The following is a 1770-nucleotide window of genomic DNA, read 5'->3' on the forward strand; positions in this document are numbered from 1 at the left end:
CGACACACCTTCGCTTCAGCGACCTTACCCACCCGCAGCAATATCCCGACCCGAAACGCCTTGCACCCCGCCGCCCATGCGCCTAGATAGGCGCGTCACGACGACCGAAGGCCTGATCCCGATGGAAAACGTACTGCTTACCGTTCTGCTGATCCTCGCACTGCTCCTGGTCGGGGTGGTGCTTCTCCAGCGGTCCGAGGGTGGTGGGCTTATGTCCGGCGGCGGATCCATGTCGGCGCGCGGTGCGGCCAATGCGCTGACCAAGCTGACCTGGATTTTCGGTGTGGGCTTCATGGCAACCTCGCTGGCGCTGACCATCATTGCCGCGCAGAACGCCAAGGGTGTCTCGGTGCTCGATGCCACCACGACCACGGCGCCGGACAGCGGCGACGCGCCTGTCACTCCGACCCTGCCCGAAGGCGACCTCTTGCCGCCGACGACCGGCGACGCACCGGTGACCCCGCCCCCGGCGGACTAGACCCGACCACCATGATTTGACCCCTCGGTCAAAGACCACCACTACACCTTGCGGTCTGGTTGCGGGCAGCTCGCGAATCTGTTACTGCTCAAATCCCGTGATGCAGCGTCGCGACAAGACGCCGCAAACCCAATAAACTTGAGGCAATCGCGGGGATCTCTCACCAATGGCACGTTACGTATTCATCACCGGCGGTGTTGTCTCCTCACTCGGCAAGGGGCTGGCCTCGGCCGCCCTTGGCGCACTGCTGCAGGCGCGCGGCTATTCGGTGCGCTTGCGGAAACTCGACCCCTATCTCAACGTCGATCCCGGCACGATGTCGCCCTTCGAACATGGAGAGGTCTTCGTCACCGATGACGGGGCCGAAACCGACCTCGACCTTGGCCATTACGAACGCTTCACCGGCGTTCATGCCCGCAAGACCGATTCCATCTCCTCAGGCCGCATCTATTCCAACGTGCTGGAAAAGGAACGCCGCGGCGACTACCTCGGCAAGACGATCCAGGTCATTCCCCACGTCACCAATGAGATCAAGGACTTCCTGAAAATCGGCGATGATGAGGTCGATTTCATGCTGTGTGAGATCGGCGGCACGGTCGGCGACATCGAAGGGCTGCCCTTCTTCGAAGCCATCCGTCAGTTCATCCATGAACGGCCCCGCGGCCAGTCGATCCTGATGCATCTGACGCTGCTGCCCTATCTCGCGGCGAGCGGAGAACTCAAGACCAAGCCGACCCAGCACTCAGTCAAGGAACTCCAGTCGATCGGCCTTGCCCCCGACGTGCTCGTCTGCCGTTCGGAACAGCCGATCCCGGAAAAGGAACGCGCCAAGATCGCGCTTTTCTGCAATGTGCGGGAAGAGGCGGTCATCCCCGCCTATGACCTCAAGACGATCTATGAAGCGCCCTTGGCCTATCACCATGAAGGGCTCGATCAGGCCGTGCTTGACGCTTTCGGCATAGCACCTGCGCCCAAGCCCAATATGGAACGCTGGGAAGACGTGATGGACCGGCTGACCCATGCCGAGGGCGAGGTGCGCGTGGCCATCGTCGGTAAATACACCCAGCTTGAGGACGCCTACAAATCGATCGCCGAGGCGCTGACCCATGGCGGCATGGCGAACCGCGTGCGGGTCAAATCCGAATGGATCGACGCCGAGATTTTCGACCGCGAAGACCCGGCCCCCTACCTTGAACGCTTCCACGCGATCCTTGTCCCCGGCGGCTTTGGCGAACGCGGCACCGAAGGCAAGATCAAGGCCGCCCAGTTCGCGCGGGAAAAGCACATCCCCT

General features: G+C 62.2%; 2 protein-coding genes. Both read left to right on the forward strand.

Annotated features, from left to right (window positions below; genetic code table 11):
- Positions 1-76 precede the first annotated feature (76 nt).
- Positions 77-478 (forward strand): preprotein translocase subunit SecG, encoded by a 402-nt coding sequence (gene secG / locus WBB85_RS08115; protein ID WP_432638115.1) that lies wholly within the window; start codon positions 77-79, stop codon positions 476-478.
- Between the two features lie 166 nt (positions 479-644).
- Positions 645-1770: CTP synthase (locus WBB85_RS08120; protein WP_432638116.1), on the forward strand; the 1126-nt coding region annotated here is incomplete at its 3' end.

Source organism: Albidovulum sp., assembly GCF_049646345.1.
Classification (GTDB): Bacteria; Pseudomonadota; Alphaproteobacteria; order Rhodobacterales; family Rhodobacteraceae; genus Albidovulum.